The sequence below is a fragment of the Macrococcus brunensis genome (assembly GCF_022343725.1).
GTDB lineage: Bacteria > Bacillota > Bacilli > Staphylococcales > Staphylococcaceae > Macrococcus > Macrococcus brunensis.
In genome coordinates, this window is the sequence record NZ_CP092179.1 from 861448 (window position 1) to 879902 (window position 18455).

The 18455-nt window shown below is 42.8% G+C and carries 17 protein-coding genes; all 17 read left to right on the forward strand.

Going from position 1 to position 18455, the window contains the following annotated elements:
- The first annotated feature begins 117 nt into the window (after nt 1-117).
- The 17 genes from bshC (at nt 118) to ileS (ending at nt 18290) form a co-directional block, all read left to right on the forward strand.
- Nucleotides 118-1692, forward strand: coding sequence for a bacillithiol biosynthesis cysteine-adding enzyme BshC (gene bshC / locus MGG13_RS04535; RefSeq protein ID WP_239035515.1), 1575 nt, complete (start codon nt 118-120; stop codon nt 1690-1692).
- 136 nt (nt 1693-1828) lie between these two features.
- Complete coding sequence (gene mraZ, locus MGG13_RS04540; protein ID WP_239035516.1) at nt 1829-2260, forward strand: division/cell wall cluster transcriptional repressor MraZ; 432 nt, start codon at nt 1829-1831, stop codon at nt 2258-2260.
- A 10-nt stretch (nt 2261-2270) separates the two neighbouring features.
- Entirely contained in the window at nt 2271-3206 is a 936-nt protein-coding gene (gene rsmH, locus MGG13_RS04545; protein WP_239035517.1) for a 16S rRNA (cytosine(1402)-N(4))-methyltransferase RsmH, read from the forward strand.
- A gap of 11 nt (nt 3207-3217) precedes the next feature.
- The gene (ftsL, locus tag MGG13_RS04550; RefSeq protein ID WP_133431040.1) at nt 3218-3595 is read left to right on the forward strand and encodes a cell division protein FtsL; all 378 of its coding nucleotides are present in this window, start codon (nt 3218-3220) and stop codon (nt 3593-3595) included.
- The gene (locus MGG13_RS04555; RefSeq protein WP_239035518.1) at nt 3582-5882 is read left to right on the forward strand and encodes a penicillin-binding protein; all 2301 of its coding nucleotides are present in this window, start codon (nt 3582-3584) and stop codon (nt 5880-5882) included. The genes ftsL and MGG13_RS04555 overlap by 14 nt, the downstream gene beginning before the upstream one ends.
- A 15-nt stretch (nt 5883-5897) precedes the next feature.
- Complete coding sequence (mraY, locus tag MGG13_RS04560) at nt 5898-6866, forward strand: phospho-N-acetylmuramoyl-pentapeptide-transferase (protein WP_239035519.1); 969 nt, start codon at nt 5898-5900, stop codon at nt 6864-6866.
- Between the two features lies 1 nt (nt 6867).
- Nucleotides 6868-8220 carry a UDP-N-acetylmuramoyl-L-alanine--D-glutamate ligase gene (gene murD, locus MGG13_RS04565; protein WP_239035520.1) on the forward strand — a complete coding sequence of 451 codons (1353 nt, stop codon included), beginning with the start codon at nt 6868-6870 and terminating at the stop codon, nt 8218-8220.
- On the forward strand, nt 8202-9092 hold the full coding sequence (locus MGG13_RS04570) for a cell division protein FtsQ/DivIB (protein WP_239035521.1): 891 nt from the start codon (nt 8202-8204) through the stop codon (nt 9090-9092). Before murD ends, MGG13_RS04570 begins: the two co-directional genes overlap by 19 nt.
- 101 nt (nt 9093-9193) lie before the next feature.
- Nucleotides 9194-10543, forward strand: a complete 1350-nt coding sequence (ftsA, locus tag MGG13_RS04575; protein WP_133431035.1) for a cell division protein FtsA — start codon at nt 9194-9196, stop codon at nt 10541-10543.
- A gap of 29 nt (nt 10544-10572) precedes the next feature.
- Nucleotides 10573-11736, forward strand: a complete 1164-nt coding sequence (gene ftsZ / locus MGG13_RS04580) for a cell division protein FtsZ (RefSeq protein ID WP_239035522.1) — start codon at nt 10573-10575, stop codon at nt 11734-11736.
- A 67-nt stretch (nt 11737-11803) separates the two neighbouring features.
- Nucleotides 11804-12559, forward strand: a complete 756-nt coding sequence (gene pgeF, locus MGG13_RS04585; RefSeq protein ID WP_239035523.1) for a peptidoglycan editing factor PgeF — start codon at nt 11804-11806, stop codon at nt 12557-12559.
- Nucleotides 12556-13206 (forward strand): YggS family pyridoxal phosphate-dependent enzyme, encoded by a 651-nt coding sequence (locus tag MGG13_RS04590; protein ID WP_239035524.1) that lies wholly within the window; start codon nt 12556-12558, stop codon nt 13204-13206. Before pgeF ends, MGG13_RS04590 begins: the two co-directional genes overlap by 4 nt.
- A 9-nt stretch (nt 13207-13215) precedes the next feature.
- Nucleotides 13216-13707 (forward strand): cell division protein SepF, encoded by a 492-nt coding sequence (locus MGG13_RS04595; protein ID WP_133431031.1) that lies wholly within the window; start codon nt 13216-13218, stop codon nt 13705-13707.
- Nucleotides 13704-13997 (forward strand): YggT family protein, encoded by a 294-nt coding sequence (locus MGG13_RS04600; protein WP_239035525.1) that lies wholly within the window; start codon nt 13704-13706, stop codon nt 13995-13997. Before MGG13_RS04595 ends, MGG13_RS04600 begins: the two co-directional genes overlap by 4 nt.
- A gap of 58 nt (nt 13998-14055) precedes the next feature.
- Nucleotides 14056-14826 carry a YlmH family RNA-binding protein gene (locus MGG13_RS04605; protein ID WP_239035526.1) on the forward strand — a complete coding sequence of 257 codons (771 nt, stop codon included), beginning with the start codon at nt 14056-14058 and terminating at the stop codon, nt 14824-14826.
- A 20-nt stretch (nt 14827-14846) separates the two neighbouring features.
- Nucleotides 14847-15350: a DivIVA domain-containing protein gene (locus MGG13_RS04610; protein ID WP_239048057.1), complete on the forward strand. Its 504-nt coding sequence runs from the start codon at nt 14847-14849 to the stop codon at nt 15348-15350.
- 216 nt (nt 15351-15566) lie between these two features.
- A complete protein-coding gene (gene ileS / locus MGG13_RS04615; protein WP_239035528.1) occupies nt 15567-18290 on the forward strand; it encodes an isoleucine--tRNA ligase in 2724 nt (907 codons plus the stop codon).
- Nucleotides 18291-18455: the final 165 nt, after the last annotated feature.

Here is an 18455-nt window from a genome sequence, read left to right on the forward strand (position 1 = left end):
TACATTCCCTTATTTCTGAATAGAAATAAGGGCTTTTTTATGTTTAAGCAACTACATTGTAATATGTACTTTAAATCTTTATAATTGTGAACAGAATAATATGAAGGAGTTCGACTCATGAAGATATCAACAGTTCAAGATGACCGTCAGAGTTTTCTAGGCAAATATGCAGCAGGTGACTTTTCAAGCTACGACTATGCGATACAGGAACCTGGCATCTATGAGTTGCGTCATCAGACTGCGCCTCATCCACATACAGAAAAACTGAGTCAGGTCATTGAAAACTATATGTCTGACCTTGAACTGACTGCCCTGCAGCGGGATAATATCCAGGCCCTGCGCTCAGGTCATCAAGTTGTCATCGGAGGTCAGCAGGCAGGCTTATTTATCAGTCCGCTCTATACGATACATAAAATTATCTCAATCATCGTTCTGGCTGAAGAGCAGTCAAAAGCGCTTAACACTCAAATAGTGCCGGTCTTCTGGATAGCGGGTGAGGATCATGATTTCAGTGAAGTCAACCATGCTTACCTCTATAATAGTGATAAAAATAAGATGCAGAAGTTAAAAGTAGCTTCTAAGCGTGAAGCGGAAGATTCTGTTTCACATTTCGAGCTGACAGAAGGTGAAATGACAGCCACTATTACTGCATTCGTCAGTCAGCTGCTTGAAACAGAACGCACAAAAAGCATCTATGATCAATTGATGAAGCTGCCTTTAAACTGGACCGCGCATTTTAAACAACTCATACATGAACTATTTAAAAGCTATGGTCTAATATTAATTGACAGTGCAGATGCAGAACTAAGACAGCTGGAAAAAGAACAGCTGCTCTGGATGTTTGACCATCATAGAGACATCAATGCCGCTTTCCATGAAGGGCAGCAGAAGATGGATTCCTACTCTATCGAGACAACGACTAACGTTCACTTGTTTATGTCTGTAGACGGGAAACGTCAATTATTGAATGAAGAAGACGGCCGTTATTATCCAGGCAAATCAGATGACAGCTATTCAAAAGAAGAAATCCGTGCAATGATCGAGTCGTCACCTGAACGTTTCAGCAACAATGTCGTGACACGACCACTCATGGAAGAACTGATGTTTAACACACTTGCTTTTATCGGTGGGCCGGCCGAAGTCAGATACTGGGGCGAACTGCATGCAGTCTTTCAGTTTGCGGAGCGCGAAATGCCAATCGTGATGCCTCGTATGCGCATCACTTATCTCGATGCACGTATCCGTAAGCTAATCGAACGTTATGACCTCCCACTGGCAGAAGTTGTGACACATGGACTACAGGAGGAGACAGACCATTTTCTGCAGCAGGATGCAAATATAGCTCTCTTTGAAACGTTATATCAGACGACTCAGAAATTAGAATCGCAGTACGGTGAGATGATGAAACTTGCTGAGAGTGAACAAGTCAGCCGGTTGATTGCTTCTAATTTAAAGCATCATTTAAAACAAGTGGATTACTTCAAAAAAGCTTACAATAAAGAACTCCACCAGCGTAACAAAACAGTGCTTAACCACTATAATGAAATCGAAGCTCATCTTCATCCGAGGGACGGTCTGCAGGAACGTACATGGCATCCTTTAGTCATGCTGAATAATTATTCACTTAATCTTTTTGATGATGTTATTGAAAGCGTTCAATATACTTTAGAACAGCAGATTTTAGAAATTTAATACTTTTGTATAAACCATTTTACTTATATGTAAAATGGTTTATTTTTTTTATTAAAATAGTTGTGGGATTTTTTATATAAATTGTGGTGAAAAGTGGGGACGTATGGTAAATTATTAGTGAGGCGGGGTGATAGCGATGTTCATGGGAGAATATTCACACCAGATGGACGTTAAGGGACGATTGATAGTCCCGGCCAAATTTCGTGATGAATTATCAGAACATTTCGTGATTACTCGCGGTCTTGATCGCTGTCTGTTCGGCTATACACTTGCTGAATGGCAGAAGATCGAAGAGAAACTTACTGCTCTCCCGATTACGAAAAAAGACGCTCGTAAATTTATGAGGTTGTTTTTCTCAGGTGCAGTTGAAGTTGAACTGGATAAACAGGGACGCATTAATATCCCGGCTAACTTGAGAGCGTATGCGGGTCTATCTAAAGAATGTATTGTCGTCGGTGTGTCATCCCGTATTGAAGTGTGGGACCGCGCTGAATGGCAGAAATTCTATGAGGAAACTGAACCCCATTATTCAGAAATTGCTGAAGAGCTGGTTGACATAGATTTTTAGGAGGTAGAATATGTTCCATCACATCACCGTATTGTTAAATGAAACAGTCGATATGCTGGATATCAAGAAAGACGGCGTTTATGTCGATTGTACGTTAGGTGGTGCAGGCCATAGTCTCTATCTGGTTAAGCAGTTATCGGATTCAGGCAGACTGATTGCAATCGATCAGGATGATACTGCATTGAATAATGCTAAAGAAGTACTTAAAGAACATTTACATAAGGTAACACTCGTTAAAAATAATTTCCGTAATTTACGTACGGTTCTCGATGAACTGAATATCGATAAAGTAGACGGCATTCTATATGACTTAGGTGTCTCTAGTCCGCAACTTGATGATGCTGAGAGAGGATTCAGTTATCACCAGGAAGCAAGACTGGATATGCGTATGGACCGCACCCAGGACTTATCAGCTTATGAAGTAGTCAATGAATGGCCGTACGAAAAACTCGTTTCTATCTTTTATCGTTACGGAGAAGAGAAGTTTTCAAAACAAATCGCTAGAAACATTGAAAAAACAAGAGAAACAGAGCCGATTGAAACGACGGTACAGCTCGTTGAAATCATTAAAGAAAGCATCCCGGCCCCGGCACGACGTAAAGGCGGTCATCCAGCCAAAAGAGTCTTTCAGGCTATCAGAATAGCCGTCAATGACGAACTGGGCGCATTTGAATCATCGATCGAACAGGCGATTGATTCAGTTAAAGTAGGCGGACGTATCTCCGTCATCACGTTCCATTCCTTGGAGGATCGGATGTGCAAACAAATTTTCCGTGAATACGGAAAGGGACCTGATATTCCGCGAGGATTGCCGGTTATACCGGAAGAATTCAAGCCGAAGCTGAAACTTGTCAACCGCAAACCTGTTGAATCTTCTGAAGAAGAATTGACTGCCAATAATAGAGCGAGAAGTGCGAAGCTCAGAGTAGTGGAAGTATTAAAATAAGAGGTGACAACATGGCAGCTGAATATGTAAACAGTAATGTCTTTGAAAGAGCGTATGACACACCCGTAAAAACTAAAACAAAAACGGCAACAAAAACCCATGTTGTTTCATTATCCAAATTAGAGAAAATGGTCTATCTGGTCCTTGTGGCATTAATTGCACTGGTCAGTAGTTATATGCTATCTTTAAAGTATGATGCGTATGATATGAATAGCAAAATTGCAACAACACAGTCTGAAATTATTCACCAGAAAGATGTTAACGGCGAATTAAAATCTGAAGCAATGAAGCAATCATCTTACGAACGTATCTATAGTAAAGCACAAGGTTACGGCCTGAGCTTGAAAAATGATAACGTAAAGGTCGTGCAAAAAGATGGCAGCAATTAAAATAAAGAAAAATAAAATAGGAGCAGTCCTTCTGGTTTTGTTATTCGGACTGCTCTTTTTTCTGTTGATTTTTAGATACTCCTTTGTGATGCTGACAGGAACCTCATCCGGAGAGGATCTTGTTCTTAAAGCGAGTGAAAAATATGCAAGAAATATTATTAATCAGCCTAAGCGGGGCAATATTTATGACCGTAACGGTCAAATACTGGCTCAGGATGTCAACTCTTACAAGCTTATTGCAGTGCTTGATAAAAATATGAAGAATACGGATCAGTCACCGGCGCATATCGTGGATATCAAGAAGACGTCTCGTGCGCTTGCAAAGATCATCGATATGCCGGAGAAAGAAATACGTGCTAAATTATCGACAAAAAAGGCCTTCCAGGTTGAATTCGGTAAAGCAGGTCGAGATCTGACTTATGCTCAGAAGAAAAAAATTGAAGCATTAAAGTTGCCCGGCCTGACATTCTTCGCCGAGAAGAAACGTTTCTATCCAAATGGTAACTTCGCATCGCATACGATTGGTTTCGCCGAGAAGAATCCGGATACGGGGCAGATCGACGGTATGCTAGGTGCAGAGAAGGTCTTCAATACTTATCTATCTGGCCAGCCAGGTAAGACGTCATTCAATCAGGATATCTGGCAGTATGTACTGCCTAACTCAGGAAATGTTAAGCCGGCAGTCGACGGTGATGATGTTCATCTGACTATCGATAAAAATATCCAGATATTTGTCGAAGATGCGATGGATAAAATGGTGAAGCGCTATAAACCAAAAGATGTATTTGCTGTGGTAGCAGATGCTAAAACGGGTGAAATTCTCGGCTTCAGTCAGCGCCCGACCTTTAATCCGGAGACACGGGAAGGTTTTGGTGATAAGTGGCAGAATGACTTATTCCAGAACACTTATGAACCAGGCTCTACGTTTAAGACATATGGACTGGCTGCTGCTATACAAGAAGGAAAATATCAGCGTCAGAAAAAATATATGTCAGGTACGCGAGAAGTCGAAGGGCATGAGATTTCCGACTGGAACGATGTCGGCTGGGGCAAGATTTCCATGAATAAAGGATTTCAGCTCTCTTCAAACGTCCTGATGATGAAACTGCAGGATGAAGTCGGTATCGATAAAATGAAACAATACTACGAAAAGTTTGGATTTGGCAAAAAAACTGGCGTGCTCTTTGACGGGGAACCTGCAGGCAATATTTCTTGGGGAGATCCACTGAGCCAGAAAGTTTCAGCTTTCGGTCAGTCAACAACAGTGACGCCAATACAGATGGTCCAGGCTGAGTCCGCTATACTTAATGAGGGCAAGATGCTGAAACCTTATATCGTCCAGTCAGTGACTTCCCCTGATCGTTCAGTGGTGATTAAAGGTAAAAAAGAAGTGGTCGGGCAGCCGATTACAGCGGATACGGCTAGAAAGACAATGCGTGAACTGAAAGATGTTGTCTACGGTTCTGAGATGCATGCGTTTAACTACCGTATTGATGATTATCAGATTGCGGGTAAGACCGGAACTGCACAAGTGGCTGATACGGAAAATGGGGGCTACGTACAGGGAGCTAACCCTTATTTTGTCAGCTTCATGGGTTATGCGCCGGCAGATAAACCGAGAGTCATCGTTTATATGGGTATGTCTCTAGCACAAAAAAATGATGCAGAAGCGTATAATATGGGTGTATCAAGAGAGTACAAGCCTTTGATGGAAAATACACTTAAATATCTGGATGTTTCTTCAGGGTCACAGAAAAAAGTGAAGCCGACGACGACTGAAGTGCCATCAGTCATCAATGAGACAACAGATAAAGCAGTATCTGAAATCGAATCCAGAAACCTGGAGCCGATTGTACTGGGAAGTGGTGATAAAGTGATTGCAAGTCAACCTGCAGCAGGCCAGTTACTTGATGGAAGTAAGGTGCTCTTACTGACTTCGGGCGATGTCACCTTGCCTGACCTCTCCGGCTGGTCGAAGCGGGAGCTTAATGCACTTGAAACCTTGACTGGTGCAGCGATTAAATTTGATGGCAGTGGCTATGTCGTTAAGCAATCTGTTCCAGCAGGTACCGCCATCAAAAAAGGTGTCGATATTGTCGTCAATATGGATTCATTAGATCCTTTAAAACAATCTCCGGCTTATGACCAGATTATTGATGCAGAACGAAAAGACGAGGAAAATGCCTTGCAGAAAGAAGTCGACCAATCAAAGACCCAGCCTAAAGAAAAGAAATCCACTCAGGAAAAAGAATCACAAACTACAAAGGAGAAAGCGGCTAATAACTAGCCGCCTATAACAATTATGCAGACAATTATTTTTACACTCAGTGCTTTTATTCTGACCGCTATCCTGGTACCGCTTTTCATTCCGTTGTTAAAACGCTTGAAATTCGGCCAGTCGATTCGTCAGGAAGGACCTAAAAGTCATATGAAGAAAAGTGGGACACCGACTATGGGAGGTCTTACTTTTCTGCTCAGTACTTTGCTCTTAAGTCTGATCGCTCTTCTATTTGTAGAAGACCGTGGACCGATCATCTTGCTGATTTTAGTGACGCTTGGATTTGGTCTTATCGGCTTTATCGATGACTACATCATTGTGGTGAAAAAGAATAACCAGGGACTTACATCAAAGCAGAAGTTTCTCTTTCAGATTCTGATTGCGGTACTGTTCTATTCGGTCAGCCGTTTTCTCGGACTGCTGGATATCAGTACGACTGTCAACATTCCATTCACTGATGCAGGGTTACCTTTAGGTCTTCTGTACATTGTGTTCATCATTTTCTGGCAGGTCGGATTCTCGAATGCGGTCAATCTGACAGATGGTGTAGATGGTCTTGCGACAGGGCTCTCAATCATTGCATTTGGTTGTTATGCCTATTTAGCCTCTATACAGAATCAGTCAGGTATCATGCTTTTCACGCTGATCCTTATAGGAAGTTTAGCTGGATTCCTTCTCTACAACAAAAATAAGGCTAAACTCTTTATGGGAGATACTGGATCACTTGCACTTGGTGGAATCATCGCTACTGTATCTATTATGCTGAATCAGGAACTGACGCTTCTTTTCATCGGTCTAATGTTTGTTGCTGAAACGTTGTCAGTTATGCTGCAGGTGGCCTCATTTAAATTAACAGGTAAACGTATTTTCCGTATGAGTCCTCTTCATCATCATTTTGAACTGGGTGGCTGGAGCGAGTGGAAGATTGTCCTTGTCTTCTGGGCTGTAGGTTTAATCAGTGGATTGATCGGCATTTATTTAGGAGTGAACTAATATGAAAAACGTGACAGACTATCAAGGTAAACAAGTTCTTGTTCTTGGACTCGCAAAAAGTGGTTTTGAGACAGCAAAGCTGTTATTGAAACTAGGGGCGACGGTGATCGTCAATGACGGCGGCTCGCTTGAAGCAAGCGAGGATGCGCAGGCACTTCGTACGCTTGGCGTCCGAGTGTTCGACCAAGGCCATCCATTAGAGCTTTTAGAAGGTACAGAGCTGATTGTTAAAAATCCGGGCATCCCGTATCGCATTGAAATACTGCAGGAAGCGCTTAAGCGAAATATACCTATTATAACGGAAGTGGAACTTGCCTACCGAATCCATGAAGGCAGAACCATTGCAGTTACAGGTACGAATGGCAAAACAACAGTCACTTCTCTCATAGGTGATATGTTCAAGCATAGTGACTTAAAAGGACATCTCAGTGGCAATATCGGATATGTCGCTTCTAAAGTCGCTCAGGAAACTGACGAGAAAGATTATATGCTGACAGAACTGTCGTCTTTCCAGCTGATGGGGATACAGACATATCGTCCACATATCGCTGTTATCACAAATATTTATTCTGCACATCTTGACTATCATGGTACACAGGATGAATATGTCCGCGCTAAAATGAATATCTTTAGAAACCAGACAGCTGAAGATTTTCTTATTTTTAACTCTGCACAGAAAGAGTTGTTAAGCGATTATGAAGTCAATGGTCAGATCATTTATTTCTCGACAACAGAAGAGACTGACGGCAGCTATATTAAAGACGGAAAAGTTTATTTTAGAAATGAGTTCATCATTGATGTAAAAGATATTGTTCTGCCAGGGAAGCATAATCAGGAGAATGTACTGGCCAGTGTAGCAGCCTGTAAACTAGCAGGTATTGCGAATGAAGCCATCATCAAAACGCTGACAACATTTAAAGGCATCAGCCACAGGTTAGAGTTTGTGACAGAACAACAAGGGGTCAGATACTACAATGACTCAAAAGCGACGAATACGCTTGCTGCCTCTTTCGCATTAGATGCGTTTAAAGAACCAATTCACTGGATCTGCGGCGGTCTGGACCGTGGAAATGGGTTTGAAGATTTAGACCAGCATGTCCAGTCAGTTAAGCGTATGTATATAGTGGGTGAGACGACAGAAAAGTTAAAGGCGTTTGCAGAGCAGCACGACATTGATTACACGATCTGTCACGACGTGAAAGATGCGGTCAATCAGACATCTGAATATACTGAGGACGGAGATATCGTTCTGCTGAGTCCTGCCTGTGCCAGCTGGGATCAATATAAGACATTTGAAGTGCGCGGTGATGAGTTCATCAGACAGGTCGGTGTCATATGTCAGATGAACGATTAAAGCAGCTGAAACAAGGCGGACGGCAAAAAAGAAAACGCAAGCATAGAATACAGTTCGCCATTTTTATGACTGTAATTGCCCTCGTGACATTAATACTGCTCTATATGTTTACAGGTATCAGTTATGTCAAGGATGTAAAAATTGAAGGCAACTATCTCATTACGAACAAGAAAGTAAGTGAAATACTGAATATAGGGGATAAGAGTCGGATTTATACTTTGCCGGTATCTGAGATGGAGCAGAATCTTCGTCTGCAGGACGGCGTCAAAAAAGTGGAAATCAGCCGTCATTTCCCGAATCAGGTCAACGTGAAAATACAGGAGTATGCGGTACGTGCGATAATTGCTGATGGCAGCGACTATCGACCGGTGCTGGAGAATGGTCAGATTCTGAAAAATCAGCAGGCCGAAAAATCAGGTCCTATCTTAAATGATTTTGAAGGCAGTGACCGTGTAAGGATGATTGATATTCTTAATCGAACAGAAGAATCGATAAGAAATAATATGTCCGAGATTAATTTTCTGCCTAACCGTGAGGCTTCTGCGCGTGTGCAGATTTTTATGAATGACGGGCTGGAAGTGATCGGTGATTTAAGAACGATGGGTGACAAGCTCAATTATTATCCGGGAATGGTCAAAGATATTCCCCGGGACCAGAATGGTAACCTAGTTAAACCGGGTATTATTGACCTTGAAGTAGGAGCTGTCTTTATTCCGTATGAATCAAAGAAAGCAGAAGAAAAACGGCTTGAAATCGAAAGTGAGATAGAGGCGAAGAAAGAACGGGATAAAAAAAAGCACGATGCAAAAATGCAGTCTCTCAAAAAGAAATTAGAAAGCAAGAAAGCGAAAAAGTCTGATAAACAAGTATGAAGCAATATATTATGAGTAAAACCGTTTTTTTGTTCACAATGACGAATGAATCATGTAAACTTAAAATAGTGTAAAAATTAGAAAAAAGGGGTGCCTATTTGATGGAAGAACATTACTATGTAGCCATAGATATCGGCTCAGCGAGTGTAAAGGTGGTTGTCGGCGAGAAGTTTCATAACGGAATTAACGTCATAGGCACAGGCCAGACTTTTACAGATGGAATTAAACGAGGCGTTATCGATGATTTTGATGTAGCGAAGCAGGCGATTTCAGAAGCACTTAAAAAAGCTAAAATTGCTTCTGGCGTTGACATTAAAGAAGTTTTTGTCAAGATGCCGGTTATTCATACAGAAATACTCGATATTGAGAATGCGATTCAATTCAGCGGAGAATCTACTGAAATTACTGGACAGCATATAGAAGATGTCCTTGATTCAGTTCGTGATAAATACAAAGCAGACAACTCTGAGATTATCGGTGTCTATCCAAAACTTTTCATTGTCGATGATATTCATGAAGTCAGCGATCCTAAAGAAATGGTAGCGACTCAAAGTCTCGCTGTTGATGCAGGCGTCATCACTATCAATCGCTCTTTACTTGTTAATACTTTAAGATGTGTGGAATCATGTGGCGTTGAAGTGCTGGATGTGTTCTCAGATGCCTACAACTATACGTATATTCTGACGCCTACTGAAGTTGAGCTCGGTGCTTGCGTCATCGATATCGGAGATCAGCTGACACAAGTCGCTTTCTATGAGCGTGGTGCTTTATTTGATGCAGACAGTATCCCGGTTGCGGGCAGCCATATTACGAACGATGTCGCACAGGCACTCAACACTTCTTATGATAAAGCAGAGCGCATCAAAGAGCAGTATGGGCATGCGTTTTATGACAACGCAAGTGAACAGGACGTCTTCCACGTTACTCAAAACGATAAAGACGAAGAAGCGGCATTCAATCAGAAAGAACTGAGTGATTTCATCGAAGCACGTGTCGAAGAAATCTACGAAGAAGTCTTTGAGCTGCTGCAGGAGATGGGCATCGACAAAGTCAACGGTGGTTTCGTGATTACCGGTGGTACTGCTAATATGCTCGGCATCAAGGATTTACTGCAGGATATGGTCAATGAGAAAGTCCGTGTCCACGTTCCAACTCAGATGGGTATCAGAAAGCCTGAATTCTCTTCAGCAATCGCTACCATTTCAAGTGGTATTAACTTTGATGAACTTCTTGATTATGTTACAATTAATAATCATGAAACACCTGTGGAAGAACAGTACACAGTTTCTGAAGAAAAACCTAAGCAATCCAAAGGCTTATTTAAACGTAAAAATCAAGTAAATGTCGAACCAGGCGAAACAGTTACTGTTAAACCTGATGATATCGACGAAGAAGTAAAAGAAGAACAACCAGGATTAATGAAAAAAATCATGAAATCATTATTTGAATAATGGCCATTACAGTATAGGAGGAAAAGGGAATGTTGGAATTTGAACAAGGATTTAATCATCTGGCTACATTAAAAGTCATTGGTGTCGGTGGAGGCGGTAACAACGCGGTTAACCGAATGATTGAACACGGCATGAACAATGTTGAATTCATCGCAATTAATACTGATGGCCAGGCATTAAACTTATCAAAAGCTTCATCAAAAATTCAGATCGGTGAAAAATTAACACGTGGCTTAGGCGCAGGTGCTAATCCTGAAATCGGTAAAAAAGCAGCTGAAGAATCTCGTGAACAGATTGAAGATGCGATTCAAGGTGCTGATATGGTATTCGTGACTGCTGGTATGGGTGGCGGTACTGGTACTGGTGCAGCTCCAGTCGTAGCAAAAATCGCTAAAGAAATGGGCGCACTGACAGTCGGTGTTGTGACTCGTCCATTCTCATTTGAAGGCCGTAAACGTCAGACACAGGCAGCAGCCGGTGTTGAAGCGATGAAAGCAGCAGTAGATACACTGATCGTTATCCCGAACGACCGCTTACTTGATATCGTTGATAAATCAACGCCGATGATGGAAGCATTCAAAGAAGCGGATAATGTATTACGTCAAGGGGTACAAGGTATCTCTGATTTAATCGCAGTATCCGGCGAAGTCAACCTTGACTTCGCCGACGTGAAAACAATCATGTCTAACCAAGGTTCTGCACTGATGGGTATTGGTGTCGCATCAGGTGAGAACCGTGCAATGGAAGCTGCTAAAAAAGCGATCTCTTCTCCACTTCTTGAAACTTCTATCGTAGGTGCTCAAGGTGTCCTGATGAATATCACAGGTGGCGAATCCTTATCACTGTTCGAAGCTCAGGAAGCAGCGAACATCGTTCAGGATGCAGCAGACGAAGATGTGAATATGATTTTCGGTACTGTTATCAATCCTGAACTGCAGGATGAAATCGTAGTGACAGTTATTGCGACAGGTTTCAATGATAAACCAGTTCGTCCGACAACAAGCGCACCAGTCAGAGAAACACAAAGAGAAGAGCGTTATGAGTCTCAGCAGACTTCATATTCTCAGCCTACTTATTCACAGTCACAACCACAGACTCAATCACAGCCTAAACAGACTGAATCACGTGACAGTGACCTTGATGTACCTAGCTTTTTACGTGACCGTTCACGCTCACGCCGTACAAGAAGATAATCAGACTATTCAATCGGTCCTATCGCCACTCAGGTGATCGTAGGACCTTTTTTGTTAGGAGAAGCTTATGTATACAGAACTTAAAACAGTAGCAAATAAAATAATCGGTATCACGAACAGACAAGGCGGAGTCAGTCCCTATCCTGCAGATGCGATGAATATGGCGCTCTATATCGATGATGCTCCGGAGAATGTCATCACTAATCAGCAGCGTCTGGCAGAAGCCATAGATTTCAGTCGTGATAACTGGGTTTTTCCGATTCAGACACATGACAAAGAGGTAGCTGAAGTGACACAGGATGACAGAGGCACGAATATCAGCGAACTGACTGAAAAACTTCATGGCATCGATGGTCTTTATACATATGACCGAGATGTACTTCTGACGATGTGCTTTGCAGACTGTGTCCCAGTCTATCTTTATTCGGATCTGGATAATTTCATCGCACTCGGTCATGCAGGATGGCGTGGCACGAAAGGGGAAATCGTCAAGAAACTGGTTGAGGCATATCCGTCACCTGAGCATTTGCACTGTGTGATAGGTCCTTCGATCTGTGAGAACTGCTATGAAGTGAATGCAGATATCAAATCCCAGTTTAGTTCTGATGCCGAGCCTTATTTTGAACTAAAAGACAACGGCAACTATAAGATTGACTTACAAGGAATCAATAAAATGTTAGCAGTTAAAGCAGGCGTACCGAGTGAGCAGATTGAAATCAGTGGTATCTGTACTGCTGAAGACGAGCGGTTCTTTTCTTACCGTACAGAAAAAGGCAAGACCGGACGCATGTTAGCTTTTATAGGAACGAGGAATCAATCATGAATGTAAAAGATAATCTCAAGGTTATACAAGATGAAATAGAGTCAGTCACAGCGCATGCTCCGACTATTATCGCAGTGACAAAATATGTTACAATAGACCGAGCACAAGAAGCGTACGATGCGGGTCTCAGACATTTTGGCGAGAACCGGATTGAAGGGTTTCTTGAGAAAAAAGCAGCACTTCCCTCTGAGGCAACGTTTCACTTTATCGGCTCCTTGCAGACACGAAAAGTAAAAGAGGTCATCAATGAAGTAGATTACCTGCATTCACTGGACCGCCAGTCGCTTGCTGATGAGGTGGAGAAACGTGCAGAACATACGATCAAATGCTTTATACAGGTCAATGTAGCAGGGGAAGATTCTAAACATGGTTTTGCACCAGAAGAAGTCATTGCTTTTGTAAAAGGCCTGCAGGGGTTTGAGAAGATAGAAGTTGTAGGTTTAATGATGATGGCACCTCATATTGAAGATCAGATACAGTTACGTACATACTTTGCTGAACTGAAAGAGCTGCAGCAGCAGGTTGCAGCACTCGGTCAGTCAAATGCACCTTGTAAGGAGTTATCAATGGGGATGAGTAATGACTATTTATCTGCCATCAGTGAAGGTTCAACATTTATTAGAATTGGGACTAAGTTAGTCGGATAGGAGGCTGTCATGGCGATTAAAGATGTATTTAAAGGGTTCTTTGTCATTGATGATGAAGACAATGACAATGAAATTTATAGCAGTGAAGATACGAGAGAAGAACGGTTACGCGCGCAACCTGTGCAGAAGCAGACAGCGCCTGCACCCGTGAAACAAGTGAAGACGACGACTGAAAAACGTGTCGTGAAACCGAACGTCGTCAATATTAAACCGGAGCCTGCATCAGCAAGTTCGAAGATGTGTCTGTTTGAGCCTCGGGTATTCTCAGATACCCAGGATATCGCGGATGAGCTGAAAAACAGAAGAGCGACTCTCGTCAATCTGCAGCGTATCGATAAGATATCAGCGAAACGTATCATCGATTTCCTGAGTGGTACTGTCTATGCAATAGGCGGCGATATACAGCGTATTGGTCAGGATATCTTCTTATGTACACCAGATAATGTGGAGGTCGCAGGCAGCATCACTGAGATGCTGGATGCACCAGAGGAGGAAGAATGAGTTTAGCAGTTATTGATATGATTTTTAATGGTATTTTAGTTCTCTTGAATATCTATTTCTATGCCATTATCATCTACATCTTTATGTCATGGATACCGGGATTAAGAGAATCATTCATCGGTGAATGGATCGCGAGATTTGTAGAGCCGTATCTTGAAATCTTCAGGAAGATTATCCCGCCGCTCGGCATGTTTGATTTCTCACCGATTGTAGCGATTTTCGTTCTGCGGATGTTTGAGCAGGGACTTGTTGCTATTTACTTACAGTTTATTAGATCGATGTTTATGTAATTAATAAAAATAATCTCATGTAGGTGAGATTATTTTTTTATCTGAAAGGACAGTTAAAATGAATATCATGCAGCACTTCAGAAATGAGGAGCAGGATGTCATTAAGAGCGCGATGCAGTACTGTGATCGTGCTGAACAGACTTATGCTCCTGTTCTGACACCGTTTCTCGATCCTCGCGAACAGTATATTTTTTCAGTGGTAGCGAAACAGGCGGGCGTTAAAATCACGATGTTCGGCGGCGATGACCAGAGTGAACGTAAGCGGGCTATTTTAGCACCTGACTATTTCGAGGCAACTGAAGAAGATTTTGAATGCCGTCTTGTTGAAGTTCATTATCCGGATAAATTCGTTTCACTGTCTCATCGCAATTTATTAGGATCCATCATGCAGACCGGCATCAAGCGTGAACAGCTCGGGGATATTAGAGTCAGCGCGCGGATACAGTTTGTCGTCACAACTCAGATGGCACTCTATCTGGAAAGAGAACTGACAAAAATTAAAGGTGCAACTGTTAAACTTGAAACGGTGCCTTTCAATGAAATAGTACAGTCAGAAGAGCAATATCAGGTAGTGGCCACAACAATTGCAAGTCTAAGACTGGACGCTGTCATACAGCAATTGACGCGTAAATCACGTGCAGTCGCTCAGAAGATGATAGAGGCAGAACACGTAAAAGTCAATCATACCGTGATCACCAAAACGAGTTTTACGATTGAAGAAAGTGATTTAATTTCTATTAAAGGCTATGGCCGTGCTAAAATAGCATCAATAGGCGATCGTACAAAAAAAGACAAAATCAGAGTGACGTTTGAAACGTTATTCAATTAGAGGTGAAAATAGTGGAATACATGCCAAAAGATATTGAAATGAAACAGTTTAATATTGTTCATAAAGGACTCAATGAAAACGAGGTCAGAGATTATTTGCGTGAACTCAGTAATGAACTGGAAAAACTGCGCGAGGAAAAAGCAATGCTTCAGCGTATCATTGACGATAAAGATGAAAACATCAGCCGATTCCGTGCTGTAGAGAATACAATAGGCGAAGCGCTTGTCGTTGCTCAGCGTGCCGGTGATGAAATTAAAGCGTCAGCAGGGATGCAGGCAGACGTCATCATTAAAGATGCTCAGAACCATGCGGATATGCTGGTCAATGATGCGATGCAGAAAGCACGGGAAATTACATTCCAGACTGAAGACATGAAACGTCAGTCCAAAATATTCCGTGCGCGTTTCCAGATGCTTGTGCAGGCCCAGCTTGATTTACTGCAGAATGAGGACTGGGATTATCTCCTCAACTATGATTTAGAGACTAAACCTATTGAACAAACACCTCAGGATGAGGTAGAATAGATTTAATATTGATAGAGACGGTATGAATTCATTCATATATCAGCGAGCTGAAGGCGGTGAAAGTTCAGCATATGAAGATTGATACGGATCACTTTATCTTTAATTAAATACAATTAATGAGTGAACTCCAGGAGTTAAGCAGGGTGGTACCGCGGATTTTTCCGTCCCTGTATAATGCCTGGTGTTTTTTTATTATAACGAAATGGAGCTGGAGAAATGGATTATAAAGAGACATTATTAATGCCGAAAACAGATTTCCCGATGCGCGGGGGACTGCCGAACAAAGAACCACAGATTCAGGCCCAGTGGGAGAAGCAGGACCTGTATCATCGAATTTTAGACAAGAATGCCGGAAAACCCGATTATATCCTGCATGACGGTCCACCATACGCCAACGGACAGATTCATATGGGTCATGCCCTGAATAAAATCATCAAGGATTTTATTACACGTTATAAGGCGATGACGGGTCACCGTACACCCTATGTACCAGGCTGGGATACGCATGGTCTGCCGATTGAGCAGGCACTGACGAAAAAAGGTGTCAACCGTAAGGAGATGTCTGTCGCTGAGTTCCGTGAATTATGTAAGCAGTTTGCACTGGAACAGGTCGAGCTGCAGAAGACTGATTTCAAGCGTCTCGGCTTAAATGCGGACTGGAATAAGCCTTATGTAACATTACAGGAAGTCTTTGAAGCTGAACAGATCCGACTTTTCGGTGATATGGCGAAAAAAGGCTATATCTATAAAGGAAAGAAGCCGGTCTACTGGTCCCCTTCAAGTGAATCATCTCTTGCTGAAGCGGAAATCGAATATCAGGACAAAGTATCCCCTTCTATCTATGTGGCATTTGACACAAAAGACGGCAAAGGTATCGTGGAACCGGGCGTGAAATTTGTCATCTGGACAACAACGCCTTGGACACTGCCGGCAAACGTGGCGATCGCTGTCAATCCTGAACTGACTTATGTACAGGTCAATGTGGAAGGTAAGTCTTATATTGTTGCACAGGCACTGCTTGACTCAGTATGTGAAGCAGTCGGCTGGGATAAGGAAGCGGTTACCATTGAGAAAGAATTCAAAGGCACTGAGCTTGAACGTCTCACTGTACAGCATCCGTTTATCGATCGTGAATCACTGCTGATTCTAGGTGACCATGTTACGACTGATGCAGGGACAGGCTGTGTTCATACAGCACCTGGCCACGGGGAGGATGACTTTATCGTCGGTCAGAAATATGACCTGCCAGTTATCTCGCCTGTCGATGATAAAGGGGTCTTCACTGAGGAAGCAGGCGAGTTTGCGGGGGTCTACTATGACAAAGCGAACAAACTGATTACAGATAAACTGACAGAAATCGGTGCACTGCTTAAACTTGAATTCTTCACCCATTCATATCCGCATGACTGGCGTACAAAGAAACCTGTTATTTTCCGTGCAACACCGCAGTGGTTCGCCTCAATCAACAAAGTCCGTCAGGATATTCTGAATGCGATTGAAGAGACTGAATTCAAAGTGGACTGGGGTAAGACACGTATCTACAATATGATCCGTGACCGCGGTGACTGGGTCATCTCACGTCAGCGTGCCTGGGGCGTCCCACTTCCAGTCTTCTATGCAGAGAATGGTGACATCATCATGGAAGAAGAGACGATTGAACATGTCGCAGCACTTGTAGAACGGTTCGGTTCAAACGTCTGGTACGAAAGAGAAGCGAAAGATTTATTGCCTGAAGGTTACACGCATCCGGGCAGCCCGAACGGTGAATTCACGAAAGAGAACGACATCATGGACGTCTGGTTCGACTCCGGTTCTTCTCACCGCGGTGTACTGGAAGCACGTCCAGAACTGTCATTCCCGGCAGATCTTTACTTCGAAGGGTCTGACCAGTATCGTGGCTGGTTCAACTCTTCTATCACGACTGCTGTTGCAACTCGTGGTCAGTCACCTTATAAAAAATTATTATCACATGGTTTCGTTATGGATGGTCAAGGCCGGAAGATGAGTAAATCACTGGGCAATACGATTCTGCCGGAGAAAGTCGTCAAGCAGATGGGTGCAGATATTATCCGCCTCTGGGTCATGTCAGTTGATTATCTGGCAGATGTCCGCATCTCTGATGATATCCTTAAGCAGGTATCGGAAGTCTACCGGAAGATCCGTAACACGTTCCGTTTCTTACTCGGAAACGTCAATGACTTTAATCCTGCTGATGCTGTCGCTTATGAGGACCTAGCAGAAGTTGACCGCTATATGCTGAACCGTCTCTATGACTTTGTGGCTAAAGCACGTGACCATTATGAAAACAATGACTACTTGTTTATGTATCAGGAGCTGCAGAACTTCATCAATGTCGAACTCAGTAATTTCTATCTCGATTACGGGAAAGATATTCTTTACATTGAAGCGAAGGATGCCGACATCCGCCGTAGTATGCAGACGGTCCTTTACGAGATTCTGGTTTCGCTGACGAAGCTGCTGGCACCGGTCATTCCGCATACAGCAGAAGAAATCTGGAGTCATACACCGCATGTCACTGAAGACAGTGTGCATCTGACTGATATGCCGGAAGTCCACGAAGTGGACAGTGATCTTGTCGCGAAATGGGACCGCTTCCTGACATTGCGTGACGATGTCCTGAAAGCACTCGAAGAAGCGCGTAAAGAGAAGACAATCGGTAAATCACTCGAGGCAAAAGTGACGCTGTACGTAGAAAATGCTGATGATAAAGCGATTCTTGACTCAATGGATCATTTGCACCAGCTGTTCATCACGTCACAGGCTGAAGTTGTTGACGAGAAAGTCGGCAATGACTATGCGGAAGCTAGCGTCTTAGTAGAAAAAGCAGACGGCGAGAAATGTGAGCGCTGCTGGAACTACTCAACAGAGCTGAATGACGATCATCTCTGCCCGCGCTGTGCCGCAGTTGTCGCTGAATAATAGAAACGCCGCATCCTGATTACGGGAGCGGCGTTTTTTAGTTTAAGAGGAGCGGATTGACTAGATAGAAAAAGCAAGCTGTCATGAAAAGACTGATCTATCTCAAAGGGATAGCCGGCACGACGAATTAAGTCATTATTCACTAATCATTATCTTTTTCAAAAT

What these genes read in the sequence shown, in the direction of transcription:
- bshC (WP_239035515.1), top strand. Translation starts at nt 118, where the DNA reads ATGAAGATATCAACAGTTCAAGATGACCGTCAGAGTTTTCTAGGCAAA.
- mraZ (WP_239035516.1), top strand. Translation starts at nt 1,829, where the DNA reads ATGTTCATGGGAGAATATTCACACCAGATGGACGTTAAGGGACGATTG.
- rsmH (WP_239035517.1), top strand. Translation starts at nt 2,271, where the DNA reads ATGTTCCATCACATCACCGTATTGTTAAATGAAACAGTCGATATGCTG.
- ftsL (WP_133431040.1), top strand. Translation starts at nt 3,218, where the DNA reads ATGGCAGCTGAATATGTAAACAGTAATGTCTTTGAAAGAGCGTATGAC.
- MGG13_RS04555 (WP_239035518.1), top strand. Translation starts at nt 3,582, where the DNA reads ATGGCAGCAATTAAAATAAAGAAAAATAAAATAGGAGCAGTCCTTCTG.
- mraY (WP_239035519.1), top strand. Translation starts at nt 5,898, where the DNA reads ATGCAGACAATTATTTTTACACTCAGTGCTTTTATTCTGACCGCTATC.
- murD (WP_239035520.1), top strand. Translation starts at nt 6,868, where the DNA reads ATGAAAAACGTGACAGACTATCAAGGTAAACAAGTTCTTGTTCTTGGA.
- MGG13_RS04570 (WP_239035521.1), top strand. Translation starts at nt 8,202, where the DNA reads ATGTCAGATGAACGATTAAAGCAGCTGAAACAAGGCGGACGGCAAAAA.
- ftsA (WP_133431035.1), top strand. Translation starts at nt 9,194, where the DNA reads ATGGAAGAACATTACTATGTAGCCATAGATATCGGCTCAGCGAGTGTA.
- ftsZ (WP_239035522.1), top strand. Translation starts at nt 10,573, where the DNA reads ATGTTGGAATTTGAACAAGGATTTAATCATCTGGCTACATTAAAAGTC.
- pgeF (WP_239035523.1), top strand. Translation starts at nt 11,804, where the DNA reads ATGTATACAGAACTTAAAACAGTAGCAAATAAAATAATCGGTATCACG.
- MGG13_RS04590 (WP_239035524.1), top strand. Translation starts at nt 12,556, where the DNA reads ATGAATGTAAAAGATAATCTCAAGGTTATACAAGATGAAATAGAGTCA.
- MGG13_RS04595 (WP_133431031.1), top strand. Translation starts at nt 13,216, where the DNA reads ATGGCGATTAAAGATGTATTTAAAGGGTTCTTTGTCATTGATGATGAA.
- MGG13_RS04600 (WP_239035525.1), top strand. Translation starts at nt 13,704, where the DNA reads ATGAGTTTAGCAGTTATTGATATGATTTTTAATGGTATTTTAGTTCTC.
- MGG13_RS04605 (WP_239035526.1), top strand. Translation starts at nt 14,056, where the DNA reads ATGAATATCATGCAGCACTTCAGAAATGAGGAGCAGGATGTCATTAAG.
- MGG13_RS04610 (WP_239048057.1), top strand. Translation starts at nt 14,847, where the DNA reads ATGCCAAAAGATATTGAAATGAAACAGTTTAATATTGTTCATAAAGGA.
- ileS (WP_239035528.1), top strand. Translation starts at nt 15,567, where the DNA reads ATGGATTATAAAGAGACATTATTAATGCCGAAAACAGATTTCCCGATG.